The sequence below is a fragment of the Ancylobacter mangrovi genome, from assembly GCF_024752335.1.
GTDB lineage: Bacteria > Pseudomonadota > Alphaproteobacteria > Rhizobiales > Xanthobacteraceae > Ancylobacter > Ancylobacter mangrovi.
On the sequence record NZ_JANTHY010000003.1, the window covers coordinates 288,423 to 306,877 of the forward strand.

Below are 18,455 nucleotides of genomic sequence, written 5' to 3' on the forward strand. Positions count from 1 at the left end.
AATATCCGGCTTTTGTGAAAATATCCGAACCGCCGCTCCCCTCCCGGTCTCACCCGGGCCGCGACATTCCCATGCCCGGCTGCGGCGCCATCGCGCATCGAAGGCATGAGGTCGCGCGGGGCCGCGCAACCCGTGCGCTCGCACCCCCGTCGCCGTTTGCGTGGTGACGGGCTCGCTATATCCTGACGGCATGGATCTGATCCGCATCATTCTGGTCGATGATCATCCGATCGTGCGCGAGGGCTATCGACGCCTGCTCGAACGTCATCCCGGCTTCTCGGTCGTGGCGGAGGCCGGGGATGGCGAGGGCGCGGCGGCCGCGTTCGCCGCACACCGGCCGGACATCGTGCTGATGGACCTTTCCATGCCGGGCGGGGGTGGGTTCGCGGCGGTGGAGGCCATTCTGGCGCGCGATCCCCAGGCCCGCATCCTCGTCGTGTCCATGCACCAGGGCGCCATATTCGCGCAGAAGGCGATGGCCGCCGGGGCGCGCGGCTTCGTCTCCAAGAGCAGCCCGCCGGACGAGCTCGTCCGGGCCATCAGGACCGTCATATCGGGACGGCGGGCGCTCTCGTCCGACGTGGCGCAGGAGTTCGCCCGCACCTCGATCGAGGATGACGATTTCGCCAGCCTGACGCCGCGCGAACGCGACATCCTGTTCCTGCTGGTGCGCGGCAAGAACGGCCGTGCCATCGCCCTCGACCTCGGCCTCTCGTCGAAGACGGTGCAGAACAACCTGTCGCAGATCCGCGCCAAGCTCGGCGCCTCCGGCGACGCCGACCTCGTGCTCAAGGCGCAGCGCGCCGGCCTCGTCCCGGCCCTGTAATGCGCAGGCTGCTGCCCCAGCTCGTCCTTCGGGTGCTGGCGGCCGGGTTCGTCACGGTGATCGTCGCCGCCGGCTGGGTGCTGTGGGACACGGCGAACGCCGCCCGCCACGACGTGGGGATCACCTCCACCCGCGTCGCCGACGCCATCGCCGCGCGGCCGGACTTCATCGGCCTCGCCTTCGGCGGCGTGGCGCCGACCCCGGTATTCCGCGACTGGCAGGAGTTCCCCGCCTGGACGCTGATCGCGCCGGGCGTGTGCGTCGAGTTCGGCGCGCGCGATCAGCCCGCGCACCGGCGCTGCGGCCCCTATCTCGCCGCGGAGGGGTTTCCGCCCGGCTGGTTCGTCTGGCTGGCGCAGCGGATCGGACTGGTGCCGGCCCCGAGCGTCACGCCGGTGCGCATGCGCTACGCGACCGACGCCCGCGTCACCGCAAGCGCCGATCCCGGCGTCATCGTGGCCCGTGCCTGGGCCCGCACTGGCGATCTCATGCGCGTGGCGGTGGGCATGGCGATCGGCGGCGCCCTCCTTACCGGCCTGCTCGTGGTCCGGCTGCTGGCGCCGTTCCGCCTCATCCTGCGGGGTATCGAGCGCCTTCAGCGCGGGGACTTCGCCACCCATCTGCCGCATCTGCGCGTGACGGAATTCGACCGGCTGAGCACGGCGCTGAACGACACCGCCGCCACCCTTCAGGAGGCGCAGGCGATGCGTACGGAGCTCACCCGCCGCCTGTTCACCGTGCAGGAGAGCGAGAGGCGGGCATTGGCGCGCGAGCTGCACGACGAGTTCGGCCAGTGCCTGACGGCGACACGCGCGCTCGCCGCCGCGATCGCCCATTCGGGCGAATCCACCGCGCAGGACGGGACCCGCATCGCCGAGATTTCCGGTCAGATGATGGACAGCCTGCGCGCCGAGCTCTCCCGGCTGCGCCCGCCCGACCTCGACGATCTCGGGCTGCGCCCGGCGCTGGAGCGGCTGATCGCCGACTGGCGCAACCGCGCGCCGGCGATCCGCTTCGCCCTGGAGCTTGTCGGCGACATCGACGGCGTGTCGGACGAGCTGGCGCTCAGCCTTTACCGCATCGCCCAGGAATGCGTGACCAACGCCATCCGTCACGGCGCGCCGAAGGCCGTCGCCCTGCGGATCGAGGTCGCCGACGCCATCACGCTCACCGCCACCGATGACGGCTCGCCTCGCCATGACGGCTCGCCTCGTCATGACGGCCCGATCGGCGATGGCTATGGCCTGCTCGGCATACGCGAGCGGGTCGACGCGCTCGGCGGCAGCTTCACCCTCGCGCCGGTCGAGGGCGGCATGCGCGCCATAGCCCGCCTGCCGCACTGATCCGGGTGATCTTCCCGGGCCGGCCGGGAAGCCCTCTCTGGCGACTGCTTCCGCTCCGGCGCATCCTCCCTCGACACGGGGAGGTGCCGCATGAACGACATGAGCCATCCGATCGCGCGGCTCGGCGGCGAGGTCGCGGCCGGGCTGATCGGCCATGAGGAGATGGTCGAGCGTCTGCTCGTCGCCCTGCTCGCGGGCGGGCACGTGCTGATCGAGGGACCGCCCGGCATCGCCAAGACCCGTGCCGTCAAGCGGCTCGCCGCCTGCCTGCCGGGAAGCCATGCGCGCATCCAGTGCACGCCGGACCTGCTGCCCTCCGACCTCACCGGCACGCAGGTGTTCCGCCCGGAAACCGGCGGCTTCGACTTCGTGCCCGGCCCGCTGTTCCACGCGCTGGTGCTGGTCGACGAGATCAACCGCGCGCCGCCGAAGGTTCAGTCGGCCCTGCTGGAGGCCATGGCCGAGGGCCAGGTGACGACCGCCGGAGTAAGCCGTCCGCTGCCCGATCCCTTCATGGTGGTCGCCACCCAGAACCCCATCGAGCACGAAGGCACCTTCCCGCTGCCCGAGGCGCAGATGGACCGGTTCCTGCTGCATCTCTCGCTCGGCCTGCCCCTGGCCGAGCAGGAGCGGGCCATTCTGGATCTGGTGGCCGCCGAGCGCATCGCGCCTCCCGCCCTCGCGGCGCCTCCGCTCGCTGCCGACGTGCTGCTCGAGGCCAGGGCCGAGGTCGCGCGCGTGCATCTCGCGCCGGCGCTCAAGGATTTCATCGTCCGGCTGGTCATGGCGTCGCGGCCGGGTGGCGCGGTCGCGCAGTGGGTCGAGCACCCCATCTCGCCGCGCGGCACGCTCGCCCTCGCCGTCGCCGCGCAGGCGCGGGCCTGGCTGAAGGGGCGCGACTATGTGCTGCCCGAGGATGTCACCGCTCTCGCTCCCGACGCGCTGGCGCATCGCCTGATCCCGAGCTGGACGGCGCTCGGCGAAGGCCGCACCGGGCGCAGCCTCGTCGCCGACATGCTGCGGATGGTCGAGCCATGGTGAGCGCGGCGCTCGCGGCGCCCGGCATCCGCCTTCAGGTCGCCGAGCTGCTGGCCCTGCGCGAAGGGCTGCCGCAGCCGGTCCGCCATCGTCCCGCCACGCGCCGGCCGGGCGCCGTCCCCGCCAGGGCACCCGGGGCGGGCATGGACCTGCGCGAAATCCGCGGCTTCGTGGAGGGCGACGACGCGCGGAGGATCGATCCGGCCGCCACCGCCCGCACCGGCACGCCGCACATCCGCAGCTTCCACGAGGATCGCGACGACACGCTGCTGCTGATCGCCGATTTCCGCCCGCCCATGCTCTGGGGCACCGGCGCGACGCTGCGTTCGGTTCGCGCGGCGCGGCTGCTGGTGCGGTGGGGTTGGCAGGCCGCCGCGCGCGGGGCCTCGCTCGCGGCGATGAGCCTCGATGCGAGCGGGCTGGCCAGCGTTCCGCTCGGCGGCGGCGTGCCGCAGATGGGCCGGATCAGCCATATGCTGGCCAGCCGCCATGACCGGGCCCTCGGTGCCGGCGCCGACGCGCCCTTGCTCTCCGAGGCGATCCTGCGTGCCATGCGGCTCGCTCCGCCCGGCGCCGAGGTGCTGATCGCCAGCGGCACGGACGGCATCGCTCCGCAGGACGAGCCGGCGCTTGCGCGGCTGGCGCGACGACGCAAGGTCCGCCTGCTCCTGCCGCTGGACCCGCTGGAAACGGCCCCGCCCGGACGGGCGCTGCCGGTGCGGGCGGGCACGCAGCATCGCCTCGCGCGGCTGCAGCCCTTCGATCCCGCCGCGCTGGCAAGGCGGCTGCGGGTCCTGAATGTCAGCCTCGAGGCGATCAGCCATGACGCAGGCTGAGCTGATCGCCGCGCTTCCCGAGGGGCGCCTGCCGCCCGAGCTGATGCAGCTTCACGCCGCCGACCTGCTGCTTCTGTTCGGTGCCGGGCTCCTGCTCGCCGCGCTCTTGTCGGTGCTGGCGATGCCGATGCTGAAGCGCCGGCCGTCACGGCGCGCGCTCATCCGCGCCACGCGCGCCATGCCGCCCCAGGAGCGCGCACTGGCGATCGCCCGCATCCTCGGCCATTTGCCGGACGAGCTGCGCGCGGAGGCCTACGGTGCCGCTCCGCCGCCCGACCCGGCGATTGTCGAGCGCATCGCGCTGACGGCGAGGCGCCGACCGCAATGAGCTTCGCCTTTCCCCTTGCCTTGCTGCTGCTTCCGCTGCCCCTGCTTGTCTGGCGCCTGCTGGCCGTGCGGGCCCCGGAGGCTGCGGCCTTGCGCGTCCCGGCCGATGTCCTAGGCGCCGTCGCGCCCGCGCGGGGGCGGGACGACCGGGTGGGCCTCGCCTTGATGGTCGCTTCATGGGCGGCGCTGGTCTTGGCGCTGGCGGGTCCGCGGGTTCCGGCGGTGAAGAATGTCGTCACCGCGTCGGGGCGCGAGATCGTGCTGGCGCTGGACCTGTCCGGCAGCATGGTGAACGAGGATTTCGTGCTCGACGGCAAGCCGCTGTCGCGGCTGGATGCGGTCAAGCGCGTCGCTTCCCGCTTCGTCGCCGCCCGGCGCGGCGACCGCATCGGCCTCGTCATTTTCGGCGACCAGGCCTACGTCGCGCAGCCGCCGACGTTCGACGTGGAGTCGGTGGCCTACGCCATCAACGCCGCCCAGATCGGCGTGTCCGGCCGCTCCACGGCGATTTCGGACGGGCTCGGCCTTGCCACGCGGCGGCTGATGCAGTCCGACGCGGAGAGCAAGGTCGTCGTGCTGCTGTCGGACGGCCTCGATACCTCCAGCAAGGTGCAGGCGATCGACGCGGCGCGGCTTGCCGCCAGCCACGGCGTGCGGATCCATACCATCGCGCTCGGGCCGGACGATCTGGAAAGCCAGCCGGAGTCCCGCGACGCCGTGGACGCCGCCGCGCTCGACGCCATGGCCAGGGCCGGCCACGGCACCAGCTTCCGGGTCCGCAGCATGGAGGACCTCAAGGCCATGGCCGCATCGCTCGACGCGCTCGAGCCCAATCCGATGAACCGCCCGCCGCTCAGCTACTGGCGCCCGCTCTGGATCTGGCCGGCCGGCATCGCCTTGGCGGCCGCCCTGTTGCTGGCATTGCGGAGGCAGGCATGAACGATCTCGTCCTGCTGCGCCCCGGATGGCTGGCGGTGCTTCCCCTTCTCCTGGCCGTCGCGCTGTGGCGCTGGTGGCGCGGCCCGGCCGCCGGCGGCTGGGAGCGAGTGATGCCGCCCGCCACGCTCGCGGCGATGCGGGCGCTCGGCCATCTGCGCGGTGCCGTCGCCTACGCGGGTTTCACGCCGCTCATCGCGGCGGGGCTGATCGGCCTCGGCCTTTGCGGCCCGGCGGTGCCGCGCGCCGATGCACCGCTGCTCGCGGGGAGCGGCGAGATCCTGATCGCCCTCGACCTCTCGCCTTCGGTCGCCGAAGGCCCGGCCAGAGCGGACGCGCAGGCCGCCGCGGCGGGCGTGCTGGCTGCCGCCAACGGGCGTCCGGTTGGCCTGCTGCTCTATTCCGGCGAGGCCTACCCGATCGCCGCCCCGACCGCGGACCCGGCGACGCTGGAAAGCCAGATCGCCGTCCTCGGCCCCGACACCATGCCGGGCGGCGGCAGCCGGCCCGCCGCCGCGCTCGCCCTGGCGCGACAGATGCTGGAGGCGGGCCGCAATGCCGACCTGGTGCTGATCTCGGACGGGGGCGGCATCGACGACGCCACCCGCGCCGAGGCCGGACGTCTCGCCGATGCGGGCATCGGCTTGTCGGTGCTGACGCTCGCGGGCCGCGCGGGCGGCGCGGCCGACATAACGGCGCTCGAGGCGCTCGGCGGCGTCGCCGCTCCCGCCCGTGCGCCGGAGCCGGTGCTGCGCCGCCTGTCGCGCGGGGGCGGGCTGGAACGCGATCCGGAGCTGGCGGCGCTGGAATTCCGTGATCTCGGCCCGTTCGTCGCGGCGCTCGCCGTTTTTCCGCTGCTCGGCCTGTTCCGGAGGCGCAGATGAGCCGCGTCGGCCTGCTGGCCGCAGCCGGCCTCGCCTGCATCGTTCTTGCCGGCCCGGCCGCCTGGGGGCGTCTCGCCGTGTGGACCGGCGCTCCGGGTGGCGCGACGCTGCTCGACGGCGCCGCCGCGCGCGGCCTAGCGCTCTATCGCGACGGCGCCTATGCCGCCGCCGATGCCGCCTTCGCCGAGGCGGGCCGCAGCCAGACCTTCAACCGAGCCCTCACCCTGGCCGCGACCGGCAGGCACGCCTTGTCCGTCGCCTATTTCGACGCCGTGCTCTTCGCCGCCCCGGGCGACGCGGAGGCGCGCCGCCTGCGCGATCTCGTCGATACGCTGGTGCCCAAGACGACCGGCGACGGGTCGGTGCCTGGTCGGCTTCCCGGTCATGGTGGCCTCGACGCCTCGGGCGAGGCGAGCGGCCGGATGATGGCCACCACCCCGGACCCTGCGGGGAAGAAGCCCGTCGAGGCGCGCGGCTTCGCGGCGTCCGACGCCTGGCTCGACACGCTCGCCGACGATCCCGGCGCGTTCCTGCGCGTGCGGCTGCGCAAGGAATATGAGCGCCGGGCGGGCCTCGGCCTGCTCCGGCCGGAGGAGGGCGACAGATGGTGAAGTGGGTCCCCGTCCTTCTCATCCTGCTCGCGGGCGGTGCCCATGCCGACAGCCTGCGTCTCGAGGTGCCGCGGATGCGGCCGGTCGTCGGCGAGATGGTCCCGGTGACGCTGAGGGGCGAGTATACGAGCCGGATCGCGCTGGAGGCGCTGACCTTTCCCAATTCCGAAGACTATGACTGGATGCAGCTCGCCCGCGACCAGTGGCGCGACGAGGAGGTAGGCGGGCGCACCGTCCGGGTGTTCGAGCGGCGCATCGCGGTGTTTCCCCGCAAGGCCGGCCCGCTCGAGATCGGGCCGGTCACGCATCGCCTCACCGTGGTTCGCCCGGACACGCTGCGCGAGCCGCTGGACGTGACCGCGCCGCCGGTCCGCCTGGACGTCGCGCCCTTTCCGGCGGAGGGCACGCCGTTGGCTGCGCATGGCCTGACGGTCGAGGACACGCTGTCGGCCGCGCCCGGCGCGTTGCGCGACGGCGAGACGCTGGTGCGCCGCGTCACGCTCACGGCGGACGGCGCGCTGCCGCATCTGCTGCCGCCGCGCCCGGCGATGCGCGAGCCCTGGCTGATCAGCTTCGCCGCGCCGGAGCGGCGCGAGATGCGGCCCTCGCCGACCGGGCCGGTTACGACCGTCGTCTGGGAATGGCACCTGCGCCCCAAGACCGGCGAACCGGGTGTGCTGCAGGGGGTCTCCATCCCGTGGTTCGATACGCTCGCGCGAGAGATGCGCAGCGCCGAGATCGCGGCGATCCCGTTCGGCTATGCGAGCTTCCGCAACAATCGCGCCGGCGCGGGCGGCCTTTCCGGCGGGCAGGCGGGTGTCGCCCTGCTCGCTCTGGCGGCGGGAGTGGTCGCGGGCCTGATCGTCGTCGTGGCCGGGCTGTCGCCTCGGCGAAAGGAGGATGCGTGGCGCAACCTGCGCCGGTTCCTACCCTTCGACCCGACCCGGCGCGCGCTGAAACGCGCCATTCGCCACGGCGATCTCCCGGCGGTGCGGCGTGCGGCCGAACGCTATCTGCATCGCCGCCGCGAGCTCGGCCTGCCGGTGAGCGGACGGGAAACCGCCGCTCTCGACGCCGCGCTGTATGGACGAACAGGCGCTGCGCCCGAAGTCGAGACGGAAAGGGCGGCGAGAGCACTCTTTCGACATGCATGAGGAGCGCCGCTCCTCCTCGCGTCCGCCCCGCGTCGGAAGGACGCGTGAGCGAGGCAAGCGATCACGCCGCCGTCGAGGGCGACGGCGGCTCCGGTGAATTGCCTCGCTAGGGGGCTCGTTTGCTCTCTAATCAGGCCGCGGCGGTCGGCACCGGCGTGTTGAGCAACTGCTGCTCCCACAGATAGGCGATGCCGCTGCCGCCCCCGTGCTGTACGAACACCTCAGTGAGCTTGCCGGCCGTGTCGAGCCGGGCCCAGTCGCGCTGCCATTCGGCCGCCACCGCGATCCAGGTCATCATGTTCGCGCCGGCCGCGATCATGCGCTGGATGGCGACCTCGTGCGATTCGACCGAAACGCCGCCGCAGGCATCGGTGACCACGGTCACGTCCCAGCCTTCGCCGAGCGCCTGGATCGTCGGCATCGCCACGCACACCTCGGTCCACAGGCCGGCGATGATCAGCTGCTTGCGGCCGGTCGCCTTCACCGCGTCCACCACCTTCGGGTCCTCCCAGGTGTTGATCAGCGTCCGGTCGATGATCTCCTGAGCGGGGAAGACGTCGGTGATCTGCGGGAAGAGCAGCCCGCCCCGCTCGGCAATGACGGTGGTCAGGATCGTGGGGACACCGAAGGCCCTGGCGGCCTTCGCCAGTCCCGCCGTGTTGTTGATGACCATCTGCGGCTCGTGGCTGTTCAGGTTCGCGAGCTGGTAGGGCTGGTGGTCGATCAGAACGAGGACCGAATCTTCGGGACGAAGAAGCGAAGCGAGGCCGTTACGAAAAGTCATTGCTGCGTCCTTTGCTGCCGTTTGGAGCGGCGCTGGGTTTGCGGAGACATGCGTCGGCGGGCGACGCGTGCCGGGCGCAATTTGTCGTTCCGTTAGGTGATGAAGTAGTGCCATGATCGGGCACGCTGTGTCGCGGAACGGGGAACGCCGAATTGGACATCGAGGATCTGCAGACCTTCGTCGCCGTTGCCGATGCGGGCGGCGTATCGCCCGCCGCGCGCCGGCTCGGCATTTCGAAGTCAATCGTGAGCCGGCGGCTCTTTCGGATCGAGGCGGAGCTCGGCGTCCAGCTTCTTGCGCGCACGACCCGCGGCGCCGCGCTTACCGAAGCGGGGATGACCTTCAGGGATCATGCGGCCCGGGCCAGTGCCGAGATCGATACGGCCCGAGAAGCGATCCTCCCGACAGGCGAGCTGCGCGGGCGCCTCAGGGTCGCCATGCCGCTCACCTTCGGCCCGACCCACTTCGCCCCCGTGCTTGCGGAGATGGCGCGCCGGCATGCGCAGCTCCACATCCATACCGTCTACAGCGATCGCTTCGTCGACCTGATCGCCGAGGGGTTCGATTGCGCGATCCGTGTCGGATATCTCCAGGACTCCAATTTGATCGCGAAGCGCGTCGGGCCGATCTATGGAAAGCTCGTCGCCAGTCCGGACTACATCAGGGCGCATGGCTCACCGGAGACGCTGGAGCAGCTCGCCGACCATCAGGCCCTGATGCAGGGAACCGAATCCTGGCAGTTCATGGATGGCGACAGGATCGCGACGGTGCAGCCGCAGGGCCGGTTCAAGGCCGACAATGCGACCGCGCTTGCCGCCGCGGCGGCGGCTGGTCTCGGCATTGCCTGGCTCCCCGACTGCGTCACCTACGAATATGTGGCCTCGGGCGCGCTCGTTGCGGTGATGACGCGTTTTCCGCCGCCCTCGGCAGGCGTGTATGTCGTCCGGCCACCCGGACAGCACCCCGCCCGGAAAGTGCGCGTCCTCATCGACATGCTGACCGAGTACTTCGCGCGAAATCCGGACGTCTGGGGTATCGACCGTTGAAGCAGGGGCGGGACGAAGCGTCGTCGGCGTAGGGTGTCCGGCGGGGCTCTCCGCTGGGCCGTCGGTGTGGACGACATGGCCGGCATGTTCCGCTTGCCGCGACACAGCTCGACGCATGGCGGGCCTAGCCGGGTCGACGCCCATCCGCCACCTTGCGCATTTGCATCGGCGAGGGCGAGGCCTGCCGCAAGCCCGGGAGAGGATGAGCGCATGAGTTGGAATCCGGCACTCGAACCGGGCTGTCCCGATGAGGTTGGCCTCGACGCGATCGAAACGCTCATCGTTCCGCGCTCGCGCGATCTCGGCGGCTTCGAGGTTCGGCGCGCCCTGCCGGCGCCGAAGCGCCAGATGGTCGGGCCGTTCATCTTCTTCGATCAGGCCGGGCCGGCGGAGTTCCTGACCGGGCAGGGCGTCGATGTCCGCCCGCACCCCCATATCGGTCTCGGCACCGTCACCTACCTCTTTCGCGGCGACTTCCATCACCGGGACAGTACCGGCGCCGACCAGACGATCCGTCCGGGCGAGCTGAACTGGATGGTCGCCGGGCGCGGCGTGACCCATTCCGAGCGCACGTCGGCGGAGGCCCGAAGCGGTCCGAACAGCTTGTTCGGCATCCAGACCTGGCTGGCGCTGCCCGAGCGTGACGAGGATATGGCGCCGATGTTCGAGCACCATGGCGGGGCTGCGCTGCCGGTGATCGAGGATCGCGGCGTCTCGGTCCGGCTCATTCTCGGGAACGCCTATGGGGAGAAGGCTCCCGCGACGATGTACTCGCAGACCTTCTACGCCGACGTGGCGTTGGAAGCAGGAAGCCGGCTGCCGATGCCTGACGATCACGAGGACCGGGGCATCTACATCGTCGACGGCTCGATCTCGATCGCCGGCCAGGATTTCGAGGCGGGCCGGATGATGGTCTTCCGCCCCGGCGACCGGATCACGGTCGCCGCCGGCGACAGAGGTGCACGCCTGATGATCCTCGGCGGCGCGACGCTGCCGGGGCCGCGCTACATCTGGTGGAACTTCGTCGCCTCGTCGCGCGAGCGCATCGAAGAGGCCAAGGCCCAATGGCGCGCGCAGAAATGGGGCAGGGGGCTGTTTGACCTGCCGGTCGATGACCGGCACGAGCACATTCCGCTTCCGGACTGACCCGAGCCCTCCCGTCGATGGCCCGCGCCGTTCTGCCCGGCGCGAGCCTGCGAGCTTGCAGCGTTGTCCGCGATCTCGATCGGCAGGTTCGAGCGTCGCGTTCTGACGCACTATGGTGGAACGCCGAAGCCGGGCCTCCCGATCGTTCAAGCCGCTCCCGCCCAGGTCTCTCGCCGCCAGTCCGCGCAAGAGAAGGGTTGGCCATTCCGCATGCCGGCGCAGACCACCGCACCGAAGCGAAGGTCGCCGTCCTGCGTGAGGATGACGTCGTGGCCTTTGGCCTTCAGCTGCGTCGCGTAAGAATGCGCGCACTCGACCAGCAGCTTGCCGTCCTGACTGCGCCAGCGCGGACGGGCAATGGCGGTCGCGAGGTCGTCATCCTCGGCGAACATATGGCTGAGAACCTGGGTAAGGGTCTGCACCTGCCCGTCGGCGCCCGGTGTCGCAAGCGCGAGGCACCCGTCGGTCGTCTCGAGCAATGCCGGGGCCAGGGTGTGGACCGGCCGCTTGCCGCCGGCGCTGTCATTGGGGGCCACGGTGAAGCCGGCCGCCCGGTTGTTGAGCGTGAAGCCGCCTTCGGGCACGAACACCGCCGAGCCGAAGCTGTCGAACACGCTGATGAGCGAAGATACGACGAGGCCGTCGCTATCGGCGACCGCAACGCCCGCCGTGTGGAGATAGGCGCGCGGCCCGATTCGCCCGCTCGCCTTCTCGATATCGACGGCAAGCCGTTCCGACAGCAGCGCCGCCCCTTCGCCGGCACGATCGCGGAAGGCGAAGCTGCTCGCGGTCAACTCGATGCCGACATGGTCGCGCAGCTCCGGCGCGAGATCGGGCAGCCTCTCCTCGGCCGCCAGCACCATGGAGAGCAGGACGCCCTGCGAAATCGGCGGCTGGACATGAAGCCGGCGGCCGCGCCAGTTCGTGGCCAGAGGCGGAGCGACCACACTCGCATGACCGGCAAGATCGGAGGGAGCCATCGCACCGCAATGTCGTTGGATCGCGCCGCAGATGGCATCGGCCATCGCCCCGGAATAGAAGGCCTCTCGGCCGTTCTCGCCGATATCGGCGAGCAGCCGCGCCAGTTCCGGCTGGGACTGGCGGGTGCCGGCGCGCGCAGAACGCAGGGGCCAGTTCTGCGCGCCGCCTCGCACCAGCCGCTCCTCGCAATGGCGGAAGGTCTGCGCGAGATCCTCGCCGACCAGCATGCCGCCCTCCGCCAGACGAATTGCGGGCACAACGACGCGCTGGAGCGGTAGCCGCCCCCACAGGCGGCTCATCTCCACCCAGGCGTCGACGATCCCGGGGACGGAGACGCTGTTCCCACCATCGGTGTCCGCCCGGATCATGGCGGCTGGAGCGGCTCCGGTGCCGTTGACGGCCATCACCTGGCCATCAACGCTTCGCACCAGGCAGAGCTGGTCGCCGCCGAGCCCGCAATTGTCCGGCGAGAGCACGCAGAGAACGGCCTGCGCCGCGATGGTGGCGTCGACGGCGGACCCGCCGGCAGTAAGCATCTCGGTCGCCGCCGTGACCGCCAGCGGATGGGCCGCGGCGACGGCGCCGTGATTGCCGAACAGGACGGGGCGCTGGCGCGAGGAAAACGGGTCGGCGATGCGCATGGGGAAACTCTCGGCGATTCAGACAGCGGTGTAGCCGCCATCGACCACCAGCGAGGCGCCGGTGATATAGGCGGCGGCGGGCGAGGCGAGGAACAGCACGGTGGCGGCGAGTTCTTCCGGCGTGCCCTGCCGACGCAGCGGTATCGCTCCGACGAGATCACGCTCGGCCATCTGCCTGTCCGGCTGGTGTGACCAGAACGGACCGTTGAACGGCGTGTCCACCCAGCCCGGCAGCAAGCAGTTTACGCGAATTCCCTGCGGCGAAAGCTCGTCGGCAAGACTGCGGCAAAGTCCGACGAGGCCGGCCTTGGTCGCATGATAGGCGGGCATGGCTGCATGCCCGCGCAATGCGCCGGTCGACGAGGTGAAGAGCATGCTCGGGCTCGGCGAGGCCCGCAGCGCCGGCGCCGCCGCCTGCGCGAACAGGAACGGCGCCGTGAGGTTCACCGCAAGGCTCGCCTGCCAGTCGGCGAGCGTCCAGTCCGCGAGCGGCGCCGCGCGCAGGAGGCCGGCATTCACGAACACGGTGTCGAGGCCGCCAAAAGCGTCCAGTGCGGCGGTAACGGCGGACTTCGGCAGGGCAGCGTCGGTGAGATCGCCTACGAGCGCCAGTGCTCTGCCCGCGCCCGGTTCACGGCAGGCCGCCTCGGCTTCCGCCCGATTGATGTCGACCAGCAGGACATTGTCGCCCTGCGCGCGGAAGGCCCGCAGGCTCGCGCGCCCGATGCCGGTCGCCCCACCCGCTATGAGAATGTTAGCTATGACACGCTCTCCCGTGCCGCCCGTGCCGCACGGGTCGCCTCCCGGTCAATGCCTCCCTCAGCGTCCAAAGCGACCGCATAGTCGCGTAGTGCGGCTTCGCGCGTGAGACGTCCGTCCAGTACGTCGTCGAGCACGCGCTCCGGCTCACGTTCGAGCGGGTTGCCGAAGCCGCCCCCGCCCGCCATGACATGGCTGAACAGCGCGCCCCCCCGGAGCGTCAGCGGCACGGTCGGCAGAACGGGAAGCACGGTGCGTTGATTGCCGTTCTCGACCACATTCATGGAGGGCGTCCCCTCGCCGCCGCCGAACAGCCCGTGCGGCGGGAAGGCTCGCTTGTCCGACCGCACGCCGAGGAAACAGTCGTCGGTCAGCACGCGGTAGTCGCGCCGCAGCGCCAGCCCGCCCCGCCGCCGTCCGACGCCGCCCGTGTCCGGCACCAGCCCGTAATATTCGATGCGCAGCGGGTAGCCGGCCTCGATCATCTCCACCGGCACGTTGGACTGGTTGGAGCCCATATGCGGGACGCCGTCCTGCCCGTCCTCGTCCTGGCTGGCGCCCCATGTGCCCATGATGCATTCGGAAAATACGAAGGGTTTCCCGTCCAGGCGTCCGGCAAAGGTCGGCAGGGTGGAGCCGCCGGCCCCGTCCGCCGTCACCCGGTCGGGTAGCGCGGGAGCGAGGGCGCCGAAAATGCAGTCGATGATGCGATAGCCTGTGATTCCGCGCGCTCCGCACGGCGCCGGCAGCGTGCAGTTGACCAGCGTCCCCTCGGGCGCGCGCACCGTGATCGGCCGCGTGTAGCCATGGCAGTTCGGCATTTCCTGCGGCATGACGGAGCGCAGCGCGGCGTAGACGTTCGACTTGGTGAACGACAGCGGCGCATTGATGCCGCCCTTCACTTGCGCCGCGGTACCTTCCCAGTCGGCGATGATGGTGTCGCCACTCACCGTCAGGGCGACGTTCAGAACGATCGGCTCGGGATGATCGCCGAGACCATCGATATGATCGGTAAAGCGATAGACGCCATCGGGAATGGTCGCGATGTGATGGCGGGCCATCCGCTCGGCGAGGTCGTGCAGATCGGCGAGCGCCTGCCGCGTGCGGTCGGCGCTGAAGCGCGTGTAGAGTTCGTCGAGGCCCCGCACGCCGGCTTCCGCCGCCGCGACCTGCGCACGAAGATCGCCCAGCACGAGATGGGGCACGCGCACATTGGCCTCGACGATGCGCCAGATCTTGGGATCGTCGACACCGGCCTCGCGCAGCTTGAGGAATGGCAGGCGCAGCCCCTCTTGATAGATCTCGGTGGCGCCTATGGAGTTGGAGCCGGGCACCAGCCCGCCGACATCTACATGGTGGGCGATGGTGGTCGCCCAGCCCTCCAGCCGTCCCCGGTGGAAGAACGGCTTGATGATATAGATGTCCGGCAAGTGCTGGCCGCTCGCCAGATACGGGTCGTTGCCGATGAAGATGTCGCCGTCGTGGATATCGCCGTCATATTCGCCGATCAGATGGCGCATCGCATCGTGGAAACTGCCCAGATGCATCGGCGTCGTCAGGCCCTGGCCGACGATCTCGCCCTCGGCGTCGCAGACCGCCGTCGAATAATCCATGGAGTCTCGGATGATCGCCGAATAGGCGGTCCGCATCAGGATCAGCGCCATCTCGTCCGCGACGGTGTCGAGGCCGTTGCGGATGACTTCCAGCAGGAGCGGATCAGTGGTCTCGCCGCTTTCCCGAGCGGTTGCGTCGCTCATGCCGGCACCTCCACGGTCTGGTCGATAAGGATGTTGAACCCGTCGTCGAGGCTCGCGGTCCAACCGGGCGGAACGATGGTGGTCGCGTCCGGCTCCTCGACGATCAGCGGGCCGGCGAGCGGCGTGGCGAGGTCGTGGCGCTCGACGATGCGCGTGTCGAGCCAGCCGTCCTCGCCGAAATAGGCCGGACGGGTGGTGACTTCCCGCTGTTCCGGGCGCGGTGCGAGATGGCTCGCGGGCCGCTCGGCGATGACCGTCCCGATCACCCGCAACGTCACGATTTCGCGGGGATGGGCACGTGGCAGGCTGTGGCCGTAGGTGCGCGCATGTTCCTCGTCGAATGCGGCGGCGAGAGTATCGCGCATCGCGGCGTCGAACGCGCCCTTCGGCATGTCAACGGCGAGTTCGAACGCCTGTCCGGCATAGCGCAGGTCGACGCGTCGACGCAGGCGGATGGTGTCCGCCGGGCGCCCGAGATGGTGCAGGACGCCGGCTTCCAGCGCGGCGAAGGCGTTCTCCAGCGCAGCCGGGTCGGCGGCATCGAGCGAAGCGAGAAAGCCCTGCGACTGCGCGAACTCGATTTGCGAATAGAGCAGGCCGAAGGCGCTGAACACGCCGGCGGCCGGAGGGATGATGACCCGGCGCATGCCGAGCGAGGCGGCAAGGCCCACCGCATGCAGACCTCCGCCGCCGCCGAAGGCGAGCAGCGCGAAGTCCCGCGGGTCGCGGCCGCGCGAGGTGGTGACCGAGCGTACCGAACGCGCCATGAGCGCATTGGCGATGGCGAGGACGCCATAGGACGCTTGCTCGACCGGGCGCCCCAGCGGGGCAGCCACCTTACCTGCGATCGAGGCGAGGGCCCCCGCAAGGTCGATCGCGACCGTACCATCGGCAATGGCCACCGGATTGAGATAGCCCAGCGCGACATTGGCGTCCGTAACGGTCGGCTCCACGCCGCCCCTTCCATAGGCGACGGGCCCGGGCATGGCTCCCGCGCTCTGCGGCCCGACGCTGATGTTGCCGGCGGCATTCAAGCGCACGAGGCTGCCGCCGCCGGTTCCGACCTCGGAGACGTCGATGACGGGAAGGCGCAGCGCATAGCCGCCGCCCTTCACGAGGCGGCTCGACAGCGAGATGCCTCCGCCGACTTCATATTCGTCGGTGGTGAGATAGCGCCCGCGCTCGACCACCGAGGCCTTGGCCGTCGTGCCGCCGACATCGAGCGCGATGACGTTCTCGAAGCCGGCACGGCGCCCGACATAGCCAGCGCCGATCACGCCGGCCGCCGGGCCGCTCTCCACGACGAGAGCAGGCCGTTGCAGGACGGTCTCGAGATCGAGGATGCCGCCGGAGGACTGCATCATGAAGAGGGGCGCCGTGATCCCCTCCCTGTCCAGGCCGGCACGCAGCGAGGTCAGGTAGCGGCTGACCGGCGGGGCGACATAGGCGTTGATGACGGTGGTGCTGGTCCGCTCATATTCCCGGATTTCGGGCAATACATCGATCGACAGCGTCACGAAGCGGCCGGGCAGCAGCGCGCGCAACACCTCTCCGGCGCGGCGCTCGTGATCCGGGTTCGCGTAGGAATGCAGAAAGCAGACCGCCACGGCCTCTATTCCGGCGGCATCGATCTGACGGGCGATAGGCTGTAATGCCGTTTCGTCGAGAGGGCGCAGCACATCGCCACGCGGCCCCATGCGCTCGGCGACCTCGAAGCGGTAGCGACGCGGCACCAGAGGCGGCGGTTTGCGATAGAGCGGTTCATAGAGCCGCGGCACGCGGATGCGCCGCAGCTCCAGCACGTCGCGAAAGCCCTCGGTGGTGACGAGAGCGGTGCGGGCTCCCTTGCCTTCGAGAATGGCGTTGGTGGCCACCGTCGAGGCGTGCAGCATTTCCGCGACATCGGAGGCGGCGACATTCTCGCGTAGAAGAATTTGCCGGCAACCCTCGATGACGCCCCGGGCATAGTCGTCCGGGGTCGAGGGAACCTTGGTCGTGGCGAGGCGCCCGTCCGGCGCCATCAGCACCACATCCGTGAAGGTGCCGCCGATGTCCACGGCGAGGCGGAAAGCGCCGGCAGCGCTCGACGCGGTCGTCGTGCTCACAGCGCGTACTTCCGAACCTTGGCCTCGTCCACCTCGATGCCGAGACCGGGAGCTTCCAGCGGCAGCAGCATGCCATCGGCGAAGGGGAAGGGCGCGGAGATGACGTCGTCCTCGAAATAGTGCCCGCCGATCCTGCACGGATGAGTACCGGCCGGCGCCGAGACGGGGATCACCGATGGAAGGCTGACAGCGCGCGCCGACAGAGCGACGGCCAGATTGGCCGCATTGCCGATGCCCGATTCGATGGAGCCGTTGACGTCGCACGGCAGCCCGGCCGCTTCGGCGATGGTCGCGACGTCACCCGCCCGGCGCATGCCGCCGGCCTTGGCGAGATAGATGGAGATCGCGTCGGCGCCGCGCGCGGCAACCAGATCAAGCGCGTCTCGCGGCGACCAGCAGCTCTCGTCGGCAATGATCTTTATGCGGCTTTCGGCCGTCATCCGCGCCATGTCGGGAAGGCCGGCGACGGGTTGCTCTATGTACTCGATGCCTTCGCCCTCGAGGCGCCGCGCCAGGTCGAACGCCGCCTTCAGCGGGCGATAGCCCTGGTTGGCGTCGAGACGGAGCCACATCTGCGGCAGCCGGCGGCGCAGTTCGCACATCAGCTCGACGTCGCGCTCGGCGTCCTGGCCGCCCTTGATCTGCAAGGCCTTGAGGCCGTCGGCAGCGGCGGCCTCCGCTTCGGCGATCGCCTCTCCCACCTCCATCAGCCCGACCATGTGCGCCACCACGACGCCGAGGCGGACAGCCCCGCCCAGCAGGCGATGAACCGGCTGGCCGAGCGCCTTGCCCCACAGGTCGTGCAGGGCCATTTCGACGGCGCATTTCGCATAGGTGTGACCGATGGCGAGCTCATCCATGAGCGGGATGATGGATCCGATCAGCGTCGGATCCCGACCAACCAGATGAGGGCCGATCACCGATCCTACCATGTGACTGACGGTGGCCAGCGTCTCCCCGCCATGGCGGCCGTGCTCGCCGCCCCAGGTCGCGAGCGGGGTCGCCTCGCCATAGCCGACGATTCCCGTATCGGAAACAACGCGGATCAGCACGAATTCGCCGAGCTCCTGATCGAGGCCGTTCCAACGAAAGCGCCGCCGGACGGGCAATGCGAACGGAACAGCTTCCACGGCCTTGATCTTCACGCGAACTCTCCTCGATGGCGCAACTGACGATTATTCGCCGATATGAAAATTATTTCTCATGCGAGAATCAAGTTGATTTTTTCCTGTCGGTGAAATTATCTTCTCAGTGTGGATGACGGGATCGATGAAGGAATGC

Annotated in this window: 17 protein-coding genes; 11 read left to right on the top strand and 6 right to left on the bottom strand. The window is 70.2% G+C overall.

The window, feature by feature from the left end; translation table 11 throughout:
• Window positions 1-190 precede the first annotated feature (190 nt).
• The 9 genes from NVS83_RS11040 to NVS83_RS11080 all read left to right on the top strand — a co-directional run bounded on the left by NVS83_RS11040 (window position 191) and on the right by NVS83_RS11080 (window position 7,955).
• Window positions 191-826, top strand: coding sequence for a response regulator (locus NVS83_RS11040; RefSeq protein ID WP_258732773.1), 636 nt, complete (start codon window positions 191-193; stop codon window positions 824-826).
• Window positions 826-2,169: a histidine kinase gene (locus tag NVS83_RS11045; protein ID WP_258739358.1), complete on the top strand. Its 1,344-nt coding sequence runs from the start codon at window positions 826-828 to the stop codon at window positions 2,167-2,169. Before NVS83_RS11040 ends, NVS83_RS11045 begins: the two co-directional genes overlap by 1 nt.
• Before the next feature lie 90 nt (window positions 2,170-2,259).
• On the top strand, window positions 2,260-3,210 hold the full coding sequence (locus tag NVS83_RS11050; RefSeq protein ID WP_258739359.1) for an AAA family ATPase: 951 nt from the start codon (window positions 2,260-2,262) through the stop codon (window positions 3,208-3,210).
• On the top strand, window positions 3,204-4,043 hold the full coding sequence (locus tag NVS83_RS11055) for a DUF58 domain-containing protein (RefSeq protein ID WP_258739360.1): 840 nt from the start codon (window positions 3,204-3,206) through the stop codon (window positions 4,041-4,043). The genes NVS83_RS11050 and NVS83_RS11055 overlap by 7 nt, the downstream gene beginning before the upstream one ends.
• On the top strand, window positions 4,030-4,371 hold the full coding sequence (locus tag NVS83_RS11060) for a hypothetical protein (protein ID WP_258739361.1): 342 nt from the start codon (window positions 4,030-4,032) through the stop codon (window positions 4,369-4,371). Before NVS83_RS11055 ends, NVS83_RS11060 begins: the two co-directional genes overlap by 14 nt.
• Window positions 4,368-5,309, top strand: coding sequence for a VWA domain-containing protein (locus NVS83_RS11065; protein WP_258739362.1), 942 nt, complete (start codon window positions 4,368-4,370; stop codon window positions 5,307-5,309). Before NVS83_RS11060 ends, NVS83_RS11065 begins: the two co-directional genes overlap by 4 nt.
• The gene (locus NVS83_RS11070; protein WP_258739363.1) at window positions 5,306-6,190 is read left to right on the top strand and encodes a VWA domain-containing protein; all 885 of its coding nucleotides are present in this window, start codon (window positions 5,306-5,308) and stop codon (window positions 6,188-6,190) included. Before NVS83_RS11065 ends, NVS83_RS11070 begins: the two co-directional genes overlap by 4 nt.
• Window positions 6,187-6,801, top strand: coding sequence for a hypothetical protein (locus tag NVS83_RS11075; RefSeq protein ID WP_258739364.1), 615 nt, complete (start codon window positions 6,187-6,189; stop codon window positions 6,799-6,801). Before NVS83_RS11070 ends, NVS83_RS11075 begins: the two co-directional genes overlap by 4 nt.
• Entirely contained in the window at window positions 6,795-7,955 is a 1,161-nt protein-coding gene (locus NVS83_RS11080) for a hypothetical protein (protein WP_258739365.1), read from the top strand. Before NVS83_RS11075 ends, NVS83_RS11080 begins: the two co-directional genes overlap by 7 nt.
• Before the next feature lie 130 nt (window positions 7,956-8,085).
• On the opposite strand, the gene NVS83_RS11085 is transcribed toward NVS83_RS11080, so the two are convergent.
• Complete coding sequence (locus NVS83_RS11085) at window positions 8,086-8,739, bottom strand: hydrolase (RefSeq protein ID WP_258739366.1); 654 nt, start codon at window positions 8,737-8,739, stop codon at window positions 8,086-8,088.
• 152 nt (window positions 8,740-8,891) lie between these two features.
• Here NVS83_RS11085 and NVS83_RS11090 point away from each other — a divergent pair, with 152 nt between their 5' ends.
• On the top strand, window positions 8,892-9,785 hold the full coding sequence (locus NVS83_RS11090; RefSeq protein WP_258739367.1) for a LysR family transcriptional regulator: 894 nt from the start codon (window positions 8,892-8,894) through the stop codon (window positions 9,783-9,785).
• A 210-nt stretch (window positions 9,786-9,995) separates the two neighbouring features.
• Entirely contained in the window at window positions 9,996-10,931 is a 936-nt protein-coding gene (locus NVS83_RS11095) for a pirin family protein (RefSeq protein ID WP_258739747.1), read from the top strand.
• A gap of 146 nt (window positions 10,932-11,077) precedes the next feature.
• Here NVS83_RS11095 and NVS83_RS11100 read toward each other — a convergent pair whose 3' ends face one another.
• Genes NVS83_RS11100 through NVS83_RS11120 form a run of 5 tightly spaced genes read right to left on the bottom strand, consistent with a single transcriptional unit; the run spans window position 11,078 to window position 18,226 of the window.
• Complete coding sequence (locus tag NVS83_RS11100; protein WP_258739368.1) at window positions 11,078-12,553, bottom strand: gamma-glutamyltransferase; 1,476 nt, start codon at window positions 12,551-12,553, stop codon at window positions 11,078-11,080.
• An 18-nt stretch (window positions 12,554-12,571) separates the two neighbouring features.
• Window positions 12,572-13,315 carry an SDR family NAD(P)-dependent oxidoreductase gene (locus NVS83_RS11105; protein WP_309486201.1) on the bottom strand — a complete coding sequence of 248 codons (744 nt, stop codon included), beginning with the start codon at window positions 13,313-13,315 and terminating at the stop codon, window positions 12,572-12,574.
• The gene (locus NVS83_RS11110; protein ID WP_258739369.1) at window positions 13,312-15,069 is read right to left on the bottom strand and encodes a hydantoinase B/oxoprolinase family protein; all 1,758 of its coding nucleotides are present in this window, start codon (window positions 15,067-15,069) and stop codon (window positions 13,312-13,314) included. The genes NVS83_RS11105 and NVS83_RS11110 overlap by 4 nt, the downstream gene beginning before the upstream one ends.
• Window positions 15,066-17,174, bottom strand: coding sequence for a hydantoinase/oxoprolinase family protein (locus NVS83_RS11115; RefSeq protein ID WP_258739370.1), 2,109 nt, complete (start codon window positions 17,172-17,174; stop codon window positions 15,066-15,068). Before NVS83_RS11115 ends, NVS83_RS11110 begins: the two co-directional genes overlap by 4 nt.
• Entirely contained in the window at window positions 17,171-18,226 is a 1,056-nt protein-coding gene (locus NVS83_RS11120) for a mandelate racemase/muconate lactonizing enzyme family protein (protein WP_374115053.1), read from the bottom strand. Before NVS83_RS11120 ends, NVS83_RS11115 begins: the two co-directional genes overlap by 4 nt.
• Between the last annotated feature and the right edge of the window lie 229 nt (window positions 18,227-18,455).